Below are 15,478 nucleotides of genomic sequence, written 5' to 3' on the forward strand. Positions count from 1 at the left end.
AGGTTCCCGGAGGCCTCAGTCGCGCGTCGACCAGTCCCGGTAGATGGTGTCTTCCTTCTCCACCAGGGTCAGCACGTCATAGGTCGCCACGATCTCATCGTCCTGGTTGTGGATGATGGCGTCCCAGGCGACCTCTCCATACTCGTCGGTGACCCGAGGGGTGATCCGCTTGGCGGTGAGCGTGACCCGGACCCGGTCCCCGGCCGGAACGGGGGTGATGAACCGCAGGTTCTCCAACCCGTAGTTGGCCAGCACCGGCCCCGGGGCCGGCTGGACGAAGAGCCCCGCCGCCCAGGACACCAGCAGATACCCGTGGGCGACGACCCCGGGGAAGAACGGGTTGGCCGCCGCCGCCTCCTGATCGGTATGGGCGTAGAAGGTATCGCCGGTCGTGTTCGCGAAGGCGGTGATCTCGTCCAGGGTGACTTCACGCAACGGGGAGGCGAAGGCGTCGCCGATCCGCAACTCGGCCAATGATTTGCGGAACGGGTGGATGGCTCCTTCCACGGCCCCGAATTCGGGGGCCCCGGCGATGACCCGGTCTGCTCCGGCATGCCAGACGCCGGTGACGGCGGTCAGCAGGTTCGGGGAGCCCTGGATGGCGGAGCGCTGCATGTGGTGCTTGATGGACCGGACGCCGCCGAGTTCCTCGCCGCCGCCGGCGCGGCCCGGCCCGCCATGGACCAGATGCGGGACCGGGGACCCGTGACCGGTGGAGGTGCGGGCGGTCTCGCGGTTGAGGATGTGGATCCGGCCATGGTGGCCGGCGATCCCGATGGTCAGGTCACGGGCAACGTCCCCGTCGTTGGTGCACACCGTGGCCACCAGCGAGCCGCTGCCGCGGGCGGCGAGCTCCACTGCCTCGTCCAGGTCCGTGTAGCCCAGCACGCTGGCCACCGGGCCGAAGGCCTCCAGCGAGTGGACTGCTTCCGCCTTCGCATCGGCCCAGGTCAACAGCAGAGGGGACATGAACGCGCCCTCGGCGACCTCGTGTTCCTCCCCCGAAGCGGTTCTGACCACGGGGGCATCCAACGTGCCGTAGGCGATCTCGCCGCCGGCAGCCAGCATGTCCTGGACCGCGCCGCGGACATCGCGCAGTTGGTCCAGCGACGCCAGGGCCCCCATGGTGACCCCCTCGGCCCGCGGATCCCCCACGACCACCCGCTGGGTCAGTCGGGCGCCGATGGCGGCCACGACGTCGTCTTCGAGTCCCGCCGGGACGATGGCGCGGCGGATGGCGGTGCACTTCTGGCCGGCCTTGACAGTCATCTCGGTGGTGACGGATTTGATGAAGGCCTCGAACTCGGGGGTGCCGGCCACTGCGTCGGGGCCGAGGATCGCGGCGTTGAGGGAGTCCGTTTCGGCGGTGAAGCGGATGCCGCCGGAGACGACGTTCGGATGGGATTTCAGGGCGTCCGCGGTCGAGGCCGAACCGGTGAAGGAGACCATGTCCCGGTAGTCGAGCACGTCCAGCAGGGTGCGGGCGGAGCCGGAGACCAGTTGCAGGGAGCCGGCGGGCAGGAGTCCGGATTCGACCAGCATCCGCACGACGGCCTCGGAGAGGTATCCGGTCGGGGTGGCGGGCTTGACGAGGGTGGGGACACCGGCGATGAAGGCGGGGGCAAACTTCTCCAACATGCCCCAGACCGGGAAGTTGAAGGCATTGATCTGTGCGGCGACCCCGGGGATGCGGGTGAAGATATGGCCCCCGAGGAACGAACCGTCACGGGATAGCGGCTCGGCGGGGCCGTCCTGGACGACGTTGGAGTTGGGCATCTCACGACGGCCCTTGGAGGACAGGATGAACAGGGCCCCGATTCCGCCGTCGATATCGACCATGTTGTCGACCTTGGTGGCGCCGGTCCGGTAGGAGACGTCGTAGAGTTCCTCGCGGCGTTCGTTGAGGTACTGGGCCATCTCCTTGACCCGCAGGGCCCGCTCGTGCAACGTCAGCTTCCCGAGCTCACGGTGCCCCACGGAGCGGCCGTGGTCCACGGCCTCGGCCAGATCGAGACCAGCAGCGCTCACCAGGGCCAGCTGTTGGCCGGTGTTCGCGTCCAGGACCGTCGTGGCCCCGTCAGTGCCCTCGGGAGTCCACCAGGAGTCCTGGATATAGCTGGGTACCAGCTCGGGGGTCTGCGTTGTCATCGTCGACAAGTCCTTCCTGAACGATCGGTCGGTATTTGAGGCCCAGCCTACATGACGGCCAGTGGGGCGCGGTCGATCCGAAAGTGATTGACTTTCCTCGATCACTGTTGTTGACTCAGGGTCCCGCCCATCACCGACTCCCGGGAGGCCGCCATGACGACCCTTGTTGCCCCACACGCCCCGACCTCCATCGACCACCTCCCCGGGAGCCACCACCTACATGACTTCGAATTCCGCTACTGATCCGGAAACCACCTTCCAAAAACTGACGCCCGCGACGTCCGGACACGGCACCGGCGAGGAACGCCCCGCGGGATGGAACATGCTCGACGATTCCCTGGCCGCCAATCAACGCTGGTCCACCTGGAACAACGTGGAACGACTGATGCGCGGCCCCACGCCCCGCCCGGGGTTCATCATCGAGGACGCCGGGGCCATCGACACCGAACTCGGGATCCTGAAAACCGGCAAGGAAGCAGACGTCTTCCTGCTCGAACGCGCCACCGACACCCGCCGGTCCCTACTGGCCGCCAAGAGGTACCGGCCCCCCGAACAGCGCGCCTTCCGCCGCTCCACCATCTATACCGAGGGGCGCACGGTACGGCGCAGCCGGGATGCGCGGGCACTGAAGAACGGTTCCTCCTATGGCCGCCAGGTCGAGGCGGCCCAGTGGGCCGCCGCCGAATGGAACTTCCTGGTCCGGGCCCACGAAGCCGGGATCCCGGTCCCCTACCCCGTGCAGGTGGATGGCACCGAGATCCTCATGGAATTCATCACCGACCCCGACCATCCCGACGCCGCAGCCCCCAGACTGCAGCAATTGCGGCCGACGCGGCCTGTGCTCCAGTCCTTTTTCGACCAGCTCGTCGAGGCCATGGGCGGGTTCGCCTCGCTGGGATACGCCCATGGAGACCTCTCCCCATACAACATCCTGGTCTCCGGAAACCGGTTGGTGATCATCGACCTGCCACAACTGGTCGATCTGGCCGCGAACCCGCTGGGCGCCGATCTGCTGGCCAGGGATTGCCGGAACGTCTGCTCCTGGTTCACCAGCCGGGGACTCGACCAGGATCCCGAGGAGTTGCTCGCCGACCTTTTGGCCGCCGCCTGGACCTGACGATGATTCAACTCAGCCCAGTCGGTTGATCAGCTCCGCCTCGTGATCCGCGCTCAGTCCCGAGCGCAGCTCCTCGGTGGGGTCGTGCGCGGCGATGATATCGGAGAACGTCTCGGCCAACGGACGGCGCACCAGCCCCCACTTCAGGGCCCTGCGATCCGACCGGCGGGCGAAGCCGGCGAATTCGGTCCCGGCGGGCAGGATCAGCGGGAGCGAGCGGGGGCCCGACCAGGGGGCGACGGCGTCGTCCGGCATCCGGTGCAACGGGTAGGGCACGACGGCGGCACTGTATCCCGCGGCACTCTGGGCGCTGGCGATCACGTCACCCAGCGGCATCTCGGCACCGACGACGTTGACCGGTCCGTTGCGGGCCTCGAGCCCGGCGCGCAGGATGAAGGCCGCCAGATCGCGGACGTCGACGATCTGGACATAGCGGGCCTCGCCGTCGTCGTCGGGGACGAGGACCGGCTCCTGCCCGCGGGCGAACCGCAGGGGCCAGTAGGTGGACCGGCCGGTGGGGTCCCCGGGGCCACCGATCAGTCCCGGACGGACCAGCAGTGCCGCATTGCCACGGGAGGCAACGGTGAGCCATTCGCAACCGGCCTTGGCTTCGCCGAACTTCTCGTCGCTGTAACCCAGGCTGGAGTCCTGGGCCACCAGGAGCTTCGAGGCCTCGGCGGCCCCCGCCCGGGAGTGGACGGCGTAGGCGGAGCAAGAGGAGACGAAGACCCAGTGTCCGGCTTGCGGGGACAAGGCTTCCACCGCCGCCTTGGCGTGGGCGGGCCGGCAGGTCAGTTCCACCACGAGGTCCCAGGGTTCGGCCGCGGCCCCCGCGTAGGCGTCCTCGACCTCACGATCGACCCGGAATTCGCGGACCCCCTCGGGGAAGCCGTCCGAACTGCCACGGGCCAAGCACCCGACATCGTGCCCGTCCTCGACGGCCTGCAGCGCAAGGGTTCGGCCCAGCCACTGGGTACCACCGAGGACGAGGATTTTTGCCATGCCAACCAGCCAACTCCCCCGGCCCGGGTTCTGGCAAGTCGAATTCGAAAAATCGTTGGATCGGACGATATGTGTCCTCCCGCCGATCCCCGACCGGCAGCGGTCAGGCCCGGGAGCCCGCGAGCAGTTCCCGCACCGCATCGATCTCGGCGACCGTCAGCCCCTGCCCGAGCAGAAAGGCCTCGACGTCGATCCCGTCGACGAATTCGGCCAGTGACTGCTGGCGTCCGGCAATGACCGGGGCCAGCTCTTCCTCGCTCAAATGCCGTTCATAGGGGTGTTTGACCGGGCTGATCCGGTGCCATTCGTTGATTCCGCGCGCTCCGGCATCGTATTGGCCGGGAATCAGATCCTGCCTGCCGACCAGGGCCAGCGCCATGGAGATGATCATTCCCGTCCGGTCCCGGCCGGCGGAACAATGCACGACGACGGAGCCCCGGGCCGCCGCCAGGGCACGGAAGACGCCGGCCACCAGCCGGGGGAAGTGCTCCAGGTTCGCCGGGTAGTAGCGCGGATCGCTGAGGTACGGGGTGTCTGCCGAGGCGGCCGCGGCCATGAATTCCTCATGGGCCTGGTCCTCGGTGGGGCAATGCAGCACGGTGATCCCCGCCAGCGCCCCGGGGTCGACCGCGGGGTCGGTGGGCCGACGTCGACGCTCGTCGGCATTGCGCAGGTCGATGACCGTGCGGATGCCTGCGTCATGGGCCTGGGCCCACCCGCGTTCGGTGAGCCATTCGCTGCGGCCCATCCGGTAGAGCCGTCCTGCCACGCGCCGCGCGTTGACGGCGCCTTCCCAGTTCACCTCGTTCATGGGCCCATCCTGCCATGCGCCCCCATCGCCGGCAGGAGGGGCCCCACGGATCAGCTCCAGTCGTAGAAGCCCTGCCCGGTTTTGCGGCCCAGGTCCCCGCGTTCGACCTTCCGGCGCAGGATCGCCGGCGGGGCGAAGCGTTCACCGAGCTGCTCGGCCAGGTATTCGGCGATCCCCAGCCGCACGTCCAGCCCCACGAGGTCCGTGGTCTTCAACGGGCCGGTGGGGTGTTTATAGCCGAGCACCATGGCGTTGTCGATGTCCTCGGCGGAGGCAACGCCCTCCTCGAGCATGCGCATCGCCTCCACGGCGAGCATGACCCCCAGCCGGGAGGAGGCGAAGCCGGGGGCGTCGTTGACGACGACGGCGGTCTTGCCCAGACCGGCCACCCAGCCGCGGGCCTTCTCCACCAGGGCCGGCGCGGTCTGCTCGGCGATGACGACTTCGATCAGGGTCGAGGCCGGGACCGGGTTGAAGAAGTGCAGCCCCAGGAAGCTCCCGGGACGGGCCAGATGACCGGCCAGGCCGCTCATGGACAGCGAGGAGGTGTTCGAGGCCAAGACGGCCTCGGAGCCCAGCTCGGCTTCTACCGCCTGCAGCGAGGAGACCTTCAGGTCCCAGATCTCCGGGACGGCTTCGACGACCAGTTCGCGGTCCCCGAAGTCGGCGTAGTCGGTGCTCACCGTCAGGTGGGCCAGATGGTCCTCGACGGCTCCTGCCAGGCCGCGGTCGATGGATTTGCCCACGGCCGTGGCGACCCGTTCCCGGGCGGCTTCGGCACTGGGTGCGTCGCGTTCGACGATGAGCACGTCGGCTCCCTTGATGAGGAAGCCATGGGCGATGCCGGCGCCCATGCGGCCCCCGCCCAGGACCCCGACCCGGGTGGGCAGGGACGTCGAGGCGTCGGCCTCGCTCGGGACGGCGGTGTTCTTTTCCGGGGTGCTGGGGGTCATCGTTACTTCTTCTTCCTGTCGAGGAATGCCTGCATGCGGTCGAATTTGGCTTCTGACTCAAAGAGCATCGACTGGGCCAGGGTGTCGATCACCGGGTGGGCTTCCCGCGGGGTGTGGAACACGGCCTTGGTGACCCTGACCGCCAATGGGTCCTGGGCGCCGATCCGGTCCGCCAGCCCCTCGGCGGCACCGCCCAGTTCGGCCGAGCCGACCAGTTCGCCGATCAAACCCACCTTCAGGCAGTCCTCTCCGGTGAGCACCTTCCCGGCGAGCAGGATCTGTTTGGCCATCGGCTCCCCGACGAGCTCCTTCAACCGCCAGGTGGCCCCGGCGGCTGCCATGATGCCCAGATTCGTTTCGGGGTTGCCCATCCGCAGGGCCTCGGTGCCGATCCTGAAGTCGGCGGCGTAGGCCAGCTCGGCACCCCCACCGAGCGCGTAACCGTCCAGGGCGGCAATGACGGGCATCGGCAACCGGGCGATCCGCTCGAAGAGCGAGGAGTTGATCCCGGCCAGGGCGTCTTCGCGGCGGCGTTGGCGCAATTGGGCGATATCGGCGCCGGAGGCGAAGATGCCCTTGGCCCCGGTCTCCGGATCCGAGGGGGTCCCCGAAAGGATGAGGATCTTCGGGGAGGCCTCCAGATGGCTGCAGACCGCATGGAGTTCATCGACCATCGTCTGGTCGATGGCGTTGCGGACCTCCGGGCGGTGCAGCCGGACGGTGATCCGGTCGGCTGCCTCGGTGACGATCAGCGTGGCGAAGCCCGCGGCGTCGAGCCCGGCTGCGCCGTCGTGCTGCTCCTGGGGACCCAGGTCTTGTGCACCCACCACTAGACCCCCTCGACGAGCAGGGCGGCTCCCTGGCCGACGCCCACGCACATGGTCGCCAGTCCCAATTTGTTCCCTGCGGAGGCTTCACGGTCCAGCCGGCCCAGCAAGGTCAGGGCGATGCGGGAGCCGGAGGAGCCCAAGGGGTGGCCCAGCGAGATGGCGCCGCCGTCGTTGTTGACGATGTCGGGGTCCAGGCCGAGTTCGCGCATGGAGGCCAGGGACTGGGAGGAGAAGGCCTCGTTGAGTTCCACGGCGGCGAGCTCGTCCACGGTATGCCCGGTGCGTTCGAGGACCTTCCTGGAGGAGGGGACCGGGCCCATCCCCATGATTTCCGGGGCCACCCCGGCCGAGGCCCCGTCGAGGATGCGGGCGCGCGGGGTCAACCCGTATTTCTCGATGGCCGCCTCGGAGGCGACGATGATCGCCGAGGCGCCGTCGTTGAGCGTCGAGGCGTTGCCTGCGGTGACGACCGAACCGCCCTTGACCACCGGGCGCAGTCCGGACAGGACCTCCATGGTGGTCCCGGCGCGCGGCCCCTCATCGGTATCGACGATGGTCCGGGCGCCCTTGCGCCCGGTCACGGTGACCGGAACGATCTCCTCGGCGAAGCGGCCGGCGGCGATGGCTGCCAGGGCGCGTTCGTGGGAGCGTACGGCGAAGGCGTCGCAATCCTCCCGTGAGGTGCCGAAGACGCGGGCGACCTCTTCGGCGGTCTCGGGCATGGAGAAGGTGGTCTTCCCGTCGCGGGAGAGCTCCCCGGAGAGGAAGGCCGGGTTGGGGAACCGCCAGCCGATCGAGGTGTCGTAGGTGGCGCCGGGCTTCGCGAAGGCCTTGGAGGGCTTCTCCATCACCCACGGGGCGCGGGACATCGATTCGACCCCACCGGCGACGACGATGTCGGCGGCCCCCGCCTTGATCATGTGGCTGGCCATCGTGATGGCGGACATCCCCGAGGCGCACAGCCGGTTCACGGTGATCCCCGGGACCGAATCGGGGTACCCGGCCAGCAGCCAGGCCATGCGGGCGATGTTCCGGTTCTCCTCCCCGGCCCCGTTGGCGTTGCCGAAGATGACCTCGTCCACCAGCTCCGGATCGACTCCGGCCCGTTCGACGGCGGCCCGGACGGTCAACGCCGCCAGGTCATCGGGACGCACGGAGGCCAGGGCCCCGCCATAACGACCGACCGGAGTGCGGGCTCCGCCCACCAGGAATGCTTCGGACATGAAAACCCCTCTTCGGTTGGCCTCTGTTCAGGCATCTTTGCCGGCCGTGGAATGCGTCTCGGGACACAATTACCGACCAATCGTTCACTAAGAGATTCCCACCCCGCATCCCACCGGTCAACTCACCCCGGCCCTGATGACGAAATTGACCGCTTTTATACCTGCCGGTAATATGGATGCCTTTGACAGACTCCGATGCTCGACACCGGATCGTGGACCGTCGCCGGCCCTCCGCCCTGGGCGCTCAGAACCGGCCCCTGTCGACGAAAGCTGAAGAATTTTGGGAGGCACCCATGCCACCGAACGACAGCACAGACTCCCCCTCGACGGAGGGCACCCCCGACGCCACCGCACAGGCCCCCATCGACTACTCCGAGGACATCGGCCCGGATCTTGACACCGCCGAGGGCCGCTCGATGATCCACAAGGCCACCGCGGCTTCAGCCATGGGCAACCTGACCGAATGGTTCGACTACGGCGTATATGCGGTGGCGGTGACCTACATCACCGCTCATTTCTTTCCCGGGGAGTACGGAACGATCCTGGCGTTGGCCACCTTCGCCGTCTCGTTCGTAGTGCGCCCCCTGGGTGGAATCATCTGGGGCCCGCTGGGCGACAAGCTCGGACGCAAAACCGTCCTGACCCTGACCATCCTCATGATGTCCGGGGCCACGTTCCTCATCGGCGTGCTCCCGACGTTCGACATGGTCGGGATCCTGGCTCCGATCCTGCTGATCCTGCTGCGCCTGGTGCAGGGTTTCTCCACCGGCGGCGAGTACGGCGGCGCGGCGACCTTCATGGCCGAATACGCCCCGGACAAGAAGCGCGGTTTCTTCGGCTCCTTCCTGGAGTTCGGCACACTGGGCGGCTTCGCCCTCGGTGCTGCCGTCATGCTGCTTTTCCAACTGGTGCTCCCCGAGGCGGCCATGGATTCCTGGGGCTGGCGGATCCCGTTCATGCTGGCCCTCCCGATGGGCCTGGTCGGTTTGTACCTGCGTAATAAGCTCGAAGACACCCCGGTGTTCCAAGAGCTCGAGGAGACCGGCGGGGTGGAGGAGGGCGGCAGCCTCAAGGCCGTGATCACCCAATACTGGCGCCCGATGTTGGTCATGTTCGGCATGGTCTCCTGCCTGAACATGGTGAACTACACCTTGATCACCTACATGCCCACCTATCTGGAAAGCCAGCTGGGAATGGATTCGAATCAGGCGCTGATCGTCATCATCCTCGGTGAGGTGGCCATGATGTGCGTCATCCCGTTCGTTGGCGGCCTCTCCGACAAGGTGGGTCGCAAGCCCATGTGGTACGCCTCCACCCTCGGTCTGATCATCTTCCCGGTACCGATGTTCTGGCTCATCGGCCAGAACTTCGGGCTGGCCATCATCGGCTTCGCGGTACTGGGTCTGTTGTACCTCCCGCAGCTGGCCACGATCACGGCCACCTTCCCGGCGATGTTCCCCTCCCAGGTCCGCTTTGCCGGCTTCGCCATCACCTACAACGTGGCCACTGCGTTGCTCGGTGGCACCGCGGCCATTGTCAACGAGGCGGTCATCGACAGCACCGGATTCGTGCTCTTCCCGGCCGTCTACATGATGATTGCGGCGGTCGTGGGTCTGATCGCCGTGCGTTACATGGTCGAAACCGCCGGCGCATCGCTGCGCGGCACGGAGACCCCGAATGCCAACGACACCGGGATCCTCGCCGAGGATCCCCGCTAGGCCCTGGAGGCAACTACGGCGGGCCCGGAACCATCCTGATGGTTCCGGGCCCGCCGTCGTCAGGCAGTCCCCCGGTCCGGCCCCGGCACCCCGGGGCCGGGATCCGGCTCGACGTCCGCCCCCGAGATACCCATGCCGGTGCCCTCCCCGGGATCCCCGTCGGGGCTTTGCCGGACCTCCTCATGGGCTCCCCGGGCCTCGGCGGCCTGGGCCAGGTTCCTGGCCAGTTCGTCGAGCCGGGCCTTGGGGTCCTCCTCGTCGTCCCCCAGCAGGCCGTGCAGGAGCCCCGAGTCCCGGCGGTCGAGCACCACCGTGCACCCGAATTCGGTCTCGGCCAGTTCGAAGGTGATCTCCGAAGCGTCCAATCCCCACCCGGGGCCCGTCCGCCAGGTCATGCTCCGGCGGTTCGTGGCCGTGGTGACCTGCATCCGGGTGCTGTCCTGGCCCTCCGGGCCGAGCAGCGTGATGGACTGGCCGTCCTGGATGCCTCCATCGACGTGCTCGACCCCGGGGACCCAGCGGCAGTACTGGGCACCGTCCTGCAGCACACTCCACACCACATCCGCGGTGGCGTTGACATCCTGTTGGGTTCGCAACGATTCCATCCTCGGAGCCTACCGCCCTACCCCCGCGGTGTTCAGTACCTGAAGATCGCGGAGATCGGGCTGTCCGGGTCGGCCGGTTCCGAACTGGCATGGACCAGTCCCCCGCTGCCCATCGTGGCGACCGCTGCCGCCTCGATCTGCTCGCAGCCGGCATACCGGTCGTCCCGTCCCAGCGCCACGATGGTGTGGGGTCCGGAAGCAGCCTGCTCCCAGCACCACGGATCGGCCTGGATGAACAGGGTCTCGATCCGCCCGTGCAGGGCGGCTTCATGGATCTCGGCACGATCGCTGGAGACCCTTCCGGTCCCATGGAGGGAACGGAACTGCTCGATCAGCTTCGACCTCTCGGCACGCAACCGGTCTTCGATGACGGGCCAGGCCAGCCGATGCAATTCACCGGAGGACAGAGGGTCCGGGTTGCGGATCACGGCGTCGTCCAGGATGTGGGGATAGTCCCCGGCGCCCCGATATTCTCTCACGAGCAGATCGGGGCCCACAAGCACCAGGGGCAGTCCGCGTTCGAACAGCAGCGGACGCAACCCGCTGGCGGCTTCACGCACGAACCGTGTCACTTCGTTCTTCTTGAAGTGTTCATCGGCGGCACCGTGGCCGTAGAACACGGCCGAACCGCCCTTGGTTCCGGCGTCGGCAGCCGGCCGGGCCATCGTGTCCGACCGGGGTTCCTGGGCCTCGACGACGTCGCGCAGGGCAGTGGGCACCCCGTTCAGCTCGAGTTCGGCCACCTGCTGGCGGTCGCCCTCCAGCAGGCGCAGGTTGCGTTGGCTGACGGCCAACAGCAGGAATTGTTCATCGCCCGAGAGCAGCCGGAACAGCGGCCCCAGCACCAGCCGGTCACCGACCGTGGAGAATTCGGGGACGGAATACGGCACCCGGTAGCTGGCGTGCCACCCCGGCCGCATGAATAATGCGACCCCGTCGCTCATGTGCTGCCAAGCCCAGGCATCGTCACGCAGCTGCCTGGCAGGGGCGAGCAGGTCGTCGATTTCGGCCGGGCGTAGACGCCCTTCCAGGGATTCCTCGAGCGCGCTGAGCAGGTTCTTCCAACGCAGCTGGTCCGCCCGGGACTGGTCGCCGAAGCGGTGGGTGGGCATGAACATCGAGATATGCAGTGCCGCCGTATCGGCTTCAGCCAAGAACGGTAGATCGGCACGGGTGATCATTTCCAACGTGTCCTCCTGATTCCAGTGGACACTTCATTCTACAGGGTGTCGAAAAACCCGCCCGGACGAGGTCCACGACCCTGCTGGCGCTAGACTCGTGGGCGTGATTGAAAACGTGCTTCCACCCCAGGTATCCGATCTCTTCGACCCCACCCGCTGGCGGGTCGTGGAGGGTTTCGATTTCGAGGACATCACCTACCATCGGCAGGTGGAACGCGATGCCCAGGGCAGGATCCTCCGTGATCTGCCCGCCGTACGCATCGCCTTCGACCGGCCCGAGGTGCGCAACGCCTTCCGCCCCGGAACCGTCGATGAACTCTTCAGGGCCCTCGATCATGCCCGCATGACCTCCGATGTGGCCACCGTGCTGCTGACCGGCAACGGCCCCTCCGCCAAGGACGGGGGCCACTCCTTCTGCTCCGGTGGGGACCAGCGCATCCGTGGCCGGGACGGCTACCGCTACGCCGGCGGCGAGACCGCCGAGTCGATCGACCCGGCCCGGGCCGGGCGCCTGCACATCCTCGAGGTCCAACGGCTGATGCGCACCATGCCCAAGGTCGTCATCGCCGTCGTCAACGGGTGGGCGGCCGGCGGCGGCCACTCGTTGCACGTGGTCTCCGACCTGACCATCGCCTCCCGTGAGCACGGCAAGTTCAAGCAGACCGACGCCACGGTCGGCTCCTTCGACGCCGGCTACGGTTCGACCTTGTTGGCCCGGCAGGTCGGCCAGAAGAATGCCCGCGGCATCTTCTTCCTGGCCCGCGAATATTCCGCCGAGGACATGGTCTCGATGGGAGCCGTCAACGAGGCGGTGGACCATGAGCGCCTCGAGGAGGTCGCCCTGGAATATGCGGCCGATATCGCCCGCCAGTCACCGCAGGCGATCCGGATGCTCAAATTCGCCTTCAACCTGGCCGACGACGGGCTGGCCGGCCAACAGGTCTTCGCCGGGGAGGCCACCCGCCTGGCCTACATGACCGATGAGGCCGTGGAAGGCCGGGATGCCTTCTTGGCCAAACGCGAACCCGACTGGTCCTCGCACCCCTACTACTTCTAGGAGCCCGGGATGGACATCGCAGAGATCCTGAAGGCCCTCGCCGCGACCCTGAACGACGAGGGGCCGGCGGTCGAGATCCTGCCCGGCGAGGCAGCGGGCAGCCACCGGATCGACACCCCGCAGGACGTCCCGGAGGGCACCGCCGCCGTCGTCCGGACCTCTGGTTCCACGGGGACACCGAAACGCACCGTGCTGCCCACGGATTCCCTGGCGGCCTCGTCCATGGCCGCCGCCGAACATCTGGGCACCGAAGGACAGTGGTTGCTGGCCCTGCCCGTGCACTACGTCGCCGGCTTGGCGGTGCTCACGCGCAGCCTCTACGCAGGAACCCGTCCCTGGGCCATGGACCTGGCCGGCTCGTTCACTGCCCAGGCCTTCACCGCTGCCGCGGGCGAGCTGACCGACAAGGTGCGCCTGACCTCCTTGGTGCCCACCCAGCTGGCCCGCCTGCTGGAGGATCCGGCACCGGAAACCATCGCGGTGCTGCGTCGGTTCAACACGATCCTGCTCGGCGGCGGGGCCGCCTCGGAATCGTTGCGTTCCAGCGCCCGCTCCCACGGCCTGAACATCGTGCGGACCTATGGGATGACCGAGACCTGCGGTGGCTGCGTATACGACGGCAAACCGCTGCCCGGGGTGCACCTCGACGTCGCCGCCGGCAGGATCCGCCTGGGCGGGGACGTCCTGGCCGCGGGCTACCTGGACGACCCCGCCCACACGGCCGAGCGTTTCCTCCTCGACGCCGCCGGGCGGCGCTGGTTCACCACCGATGACCTGGGCAGCTACGAGGACGGGGTGCTCAACGTGCTCGGGCGCATCGACGATGTCATCAACACCGGTGGCGTGAAGATCTCCGCCGCCGCGGTGGCTGCCGCCATCGAAGCGGTCCCCGGGGTCCGCTCCGCCCTGGTGGTGGGGGTCCCCGACCCCGAATGGGGCTCCGCCATCGGTTCACTGGTCACCGGGGAGGCCACCGGAGAATCCATCCGAGATGCCGTCAGGTCCTCGCTGGGGCCCGCGGCCGTCCCCCGCCGGTTGCTGCAGGTCCCCGAGCTTCCTGCCCTCCCGGGCGGCAAACCCGACCGTCGGGCGGCAATTTCCCAGTTGGCGGCGGCAGGGAGAGAATAGGACGCTGGACCAACAGCCAGCACCCACCCGAGAGGACCCTGCCGTGGCCACACCCGCCCAATGGATCGAAGGCGCCCGGCTGCGCACCCTCCCGATGGCCATCGCCCCGGTCATCATCGGCACGGCGGCGGCATTCGGGGTGGCGGGCGAAGTCCATTGGATCCGCGCCGGGCTGGCCGCCCTGGTGTCCTTGCTGCTGCAGATCGGCGTGAACTACGCCAACGACTACTCCGACGGGATCCGCGGCACCGACGACGTCCGCGTCGGCCCGTTGCGGCTGACCGGCTCCGGCGCGGCGAAGCCTGGCCGGGTCAAGGCCGCTGCCTTCGGCTGTTTCGCTGCCGCCGCGGTGGCCGGGCTGGCCCTGGTGGTCCTGTCCGAGGCCTGGCCGCTGCTGCTGGTCGGGGTCGCCGCGATCTTCGCGGCCTGGGGCTATACCGGCGGGGACCGGCCCTACGGCTACCAGGGCCTGGGCGAGGTGTTCGTCTTCTTGTTCTTCGGCCTCGTCGCCACCCTGGGCACCACGTTCACCCAGGTCCTCGAACTGCCTGCGACCGCCTGGGTCGGTGCCTGTGCCACCGGATTGATCGCCACGGCCCTGCTGATGGCCAACAACGTGCGCGACATCCCCACCGACCGCGAGGTCGGCAAAAGGACCCTGGCGGTGCGTCTGGGCGATGACGGGGCCCGCATCTCCTATGTGCTGATGCTGGGGCTGGCCCTGCTGCTGCCGCTGCTGGTCGTGGCCGACTTCCCCTGGCTGATGCTCGTCGTCCTGATCGCCCCGCTGTGTCTGATGCCGTCCTGGGTCATGTTGCGCACCCGTCGGCGCGCGGCCCTGATCCCGGTGCTACGGCAGACCGGGTTCATCAACCTCGGCTACAGCGTGCTTTTCGCCATCGGCATGGTCGTGACGGTCGTGCTCCGTCAGCAGGGCTGATCCGCGCTGGACTACTGGAAGTCGTCCTCGGCGTCCTCGTCCTCACGTTCGACCGTCCCCTTGTGGGTCCCCGGGTTCCGGCGTAGCTCCTCCACCCGTCCCTGGACCTGCCGGACGCTTTCAGTCCGCATCCGGTTCAGGAACAGATAGGCCACGCAGAAGGCGATCACGGCCGCGATGATGGCGGCCAACCAGGGGGAAAAGCCCAACAACCAGTACAGGGCGGCGAAGACCGCGAAGAAGAGGACCAGACGAATGAGGGAGTACTTGAGGAACTGCACTCTTCGATTCTACCGGCTGGAGCAGCGGCACGTTTTCTTCACTACAATGGATCCATGGTCAGAAACTTGATGCTCGGTGCACTGGTGGCCCTCGCCGTCACCATCTACGCAGTGATCCAGTGCGTGCAGACACCGGCGAACCGGGTGCGCAGCATCGCCAAGCCCTGGTGGATCCTGGCCATCATCCTGCTTCCGCTCATCGGGGCCCTCTTATGGTTCTGGCTCGGCCGTCCGGACGACTCGGGCTCGGGCCCCTCCCAGGGCCAGCGGCCCACCCGTGGCCCGGCGGCCCCCGACGACGACCCGGACTTCCTGCGCAGCCTCGAAACCCAACGGCGCCAACGCGCCAAGGAGGAGGACCTGCGTCGCCGTGAGGCCGAGCTGAGGGCCCGTGAGGAGCAAGCCCGGAAGAACCAGAACCCACCGCATGACGATGGGACGCATTCCTCCGACCAGGACTCGAACCCGCCGAGCAGCTAGGCAC

At 67.9% G+C, this 15,478-nt stretch carries 15 protein-coding genes; 6 read left to right on the plus strand and 9 right to left on the minus strand.

Going from position 1 to position 15,478, the window contains the following annotated elements:
• Positions 1-15: 15 nt before the first annotated feature.
• Positions 16-2,148, minus strand: a complete 2,133-nt coding sequence (paaZ, locus tag AC3ZI9_RS13245; RefSeq protein ID WP_443382434.1) for a phenylacetic acid degradation bifunctional protein PaaZ — start codon at positions 2,146-2,148, stop codon at positions 16-18.
• A 220-nt stretch (positions 2,149-2,368) separates the two neighbouring features.
• Here paaZ and AC3ZI9_RS13250 point away from each other — a divergent pair, with 220 nt between their 5' ends.
• Entirely contained in the window at positions 2,369-3,265 is an 897-nt protein-coding gene (locus AC3ZI9_RS13250; RefSeq protein WP_443382432.1) for a serine protein kinase RIO, read from the plus strand.
• 12 nt (positions 3,266-3,277) lie between these two features.
• Here AC3ZI9_RS13250 and AC3ZI9_RS13255 read toward each other — a convergent pair whose 3' ends face one another.
• From AC3ZI9_RS13255 to AC3ZI9_RS13275, 5 genes are all read right to left on the minus strand, one after another.
• Entirely contained in the window at positions 3,278-4,267 is a 990-nt protein-coding gene (locus tag AC3ZI9_RS13255) for an NAD-dependent epimerase/dehydratase family protein (protein WP_443382430.1), read from the minus strand.
• Between the two features lie 103 nt (positions 4,268-4,370).
• A complete protein-coding gene (locus tag AC3ZI9_RS13260; RefSeq protein ID WP_443382428.1) occupies positions 4,371-5,078 on the minus strand; it encodes a tyrosine-protein phosphatase in 708 nt (235 codons plus the stop codon).
• 50 nt (positions 5,079-5,128) lie between these two features.
• Entirely contained in the window at positions 5,129-6,031 is a 903-nt protein-coding gene (locus AC3ZI9_RS13265; protein WP_443382426.1) for a 3-hydroxyacyl-CoA dehydrogenase family protein, read from the minus strand.
• Between the two features lie 2 nt (positions 6,032-6,033).
• Positions 6,034-6,843, minus strand: coding sequence for an enoyl-CoA hydratase/isomerase family protein (locus AC3ZI9_RS13270; RefSeq protein WP_444561111.1), 810 nt, complete (start codon positions 6,841-6,843; stop codon positions 6,034-6,036).
• A 17-nt stretch (positions 6,844-6,860) separates the two neighbouring features.
• On the minus strand, positions 6,861-8,084 hold the full coding sequence (locus AC3ZI9_RS13275) for an acetyl-CoA C-acyltransferase (RefSeq protein WP_443382424.1): 1,224 nt from the start codon (positions 8,082-8,084) through the stop codon (positions 6,861-6,863).
• Between the two features lie 293 nt (positions 8,085-8,377).
• On the opposite strand from AC3ZI9_RS13275, the gene AC3ZI9_RS13280 reads away from it, so the two are divergent.
• Positions 8,378-9,802, plus strand: coding sequence for an MFS transporter (locus AC3ZI9_RS13280; RefSeq protein ID WP_444553350.1), 1,425 nt, complete (start codon positions 8,378-8,380; stop codon positions 9,800-9,802).
• A gap of 59 nt (positions 9,803-9,861) precedes the next feature.
• On the opposite strand, the gene AC3ZI9_RS13285 is transcribed toward AC3ZI9_RS13280, so the two are convergent.
• Positions 9,862-10,407 carry an SRPBCC family protein gene (locus tag AC3ZI9_RS13285; protein WP_444561086.1) on the minus strand — a complete coding sequence of 182 codons (546 nt, stop codon included), beginning with the start codon at positions 10,405-10,407 and terminating at the stop codon, positions 9,862-9,864.
• A 32-nt stretch (positions 10,408-10,439) separates the two neighbouring features.
• Complete coding sequence (locus tag AC3ZI9_RS13290; protein WP_444561112.1) at positions 10,440-11,588, minus strand: baeRF3 domain-containing protein; 1,149 nt, start codon at positions 11,586-11,588, stop codon at positions 10,440-10,442.
• 106 nt (positions 11,589-11,694) lie between these two features.
• On the opposite strand from AC3ZI9_RS13290, the gene AC3ZI9_RS13295 reads away from it, so the two are divergent.
• Genes AC3ZI9_RS13295 through AC3ZI9_RS13305 form a run of 3 tightly spaced genes read left to right on the plus strand, consistent with a single transcriptional unit; the run spans position 11,695 to position 14,713 of the window.
• A complete protein-coding gene (locus tag AC3ZI9_RS13295) occupies positions 11,695-12,645 on the plus strand; it encodes a 1,4-dihydroxy-2-naphthoyl-CoA synthase (protein ID WP_444561113.1) in 951 nt (316 codons plus the stop codon).
• A gap of 9 nt (positions 12,646-12,654) precedes the next feature.
• Positions 12,655-13,773 carry an AMP-binding protein gene (locus AC3ZI9_RS13300; RefSeq protein ID WP_444553352.1) on the plus strand — a complete coding sequence of 373 codons (1,119 nt, stop codon included), beginning with the start codon at positions 12,655-12,657 and terminating at the stop codon, positions 13,771-13,773.
• Between the two features lie 43 nt (positions 13,774-13,816).
• The gene (locus AC3ZI9_RS13305; protein WP_444553353.1) at positions 13,817-14,713 is read left to right on the plus strand and encodes a 1,4-dihydroxy-2-naphthoate polyprenyltransferase; all 897 of its coding nucleotides are present in this window, start codon (positions 13,817-13,819) and stop codon (positions 14,711-14,713) included.
• 11 nt (positions 14,714-14,724) lie between these two features.
• Here the strand turns inward: AC3ZI9_RS13305 and AC3ZI9_RS13310 are convergent, their stop codons facing one another.
• Entirely contained in the window at positions 14,725-14,994 is a 270-nt protein-coding gene (locus tag AC3ZI9_RS13310) for a DUF4229 domain-containing protein (RefSeq protein WP_444561087.1), read from the minus strand.
• 54 nt (positions 14,995-15,048) lie between these two features.
• Between AC3ZI9_RS13310 and AC3ZI9_RS13315 the strand changes: the two genes are divergently transcribed.
• The gene (locus AC3ZI9_RS13315) at positions 15,049-15,474 is read left to right on the plus strand and encodes a PLDc N-terminal domain-containing protein (protein ID WP_444561088.1); all 426 of its coding nucleotides are present in this window, start codon (positions 15,049-15,051) and stop codon (positions 15,472-15,474) included.
• The last annotated feature ends 4 nt before the right edge of the window (positions 15,475-15,478 follow it).

The sequence above is a fragment of the Arthrobacter sp. AOP36-F1-5 genome (assembly GCF_058137995.1).